This is a genomic window from Vibrio sp. 10N.222.49.C9, from assembly GCF_041474985.1.
In the GTDB taxonomy this organism is placed as follows: domain Bacteria; phylum Pseudomonadota; class Gammaproteobacteria; order Enterobacterales; family Vibrionaceae; genus Vibrio; species Vibrio crassostreae_C.
The window spans coordinates 1-232 of record NZ_JBFRVD010001630.1 but is presented as its reverse complement, the minus strand read 5'-3'; the positions used below and the strand labels follow the sequence as shown (position 1 = coordinate 232).

Annotated in this window: 1 protein-coding gene; it reads right to left on the bottom strand. The window is 53.4% G+C overall.

The window, feature by feature from the left end; translation table 11 throughout:
• The coding region (locus AB4585_RS29575; protein ID WP_372172406.1) for a PLP-dependent transferase at positions 1 to 232 on the bottom strand (232 nt) is incomplete at both ends.

The following is a 232-nucleotide window of genomic DNA, read 5'->3' as shown; positions in this document are numbered from 1 at the left end:
GCTCAGGAAGGCTTGGGTGGTAGATGGTCTTAACGCGCTTTTGCGATTGAAGGTAGCTTAGGATCTGCTGTGAGCCTTCTTCATGAACACGCATTCGAGCGCCCAAGGTACGAATGCCACGCAGCGTCATGTAGCTATCAAATGGAGTGCCTGTCGCGCCGATGCAGTTACCCCACCAGCCAAGTTCTTCAGCGTGCTCTTCGGTTTTGGTGATCACCACACCGCCAATAAC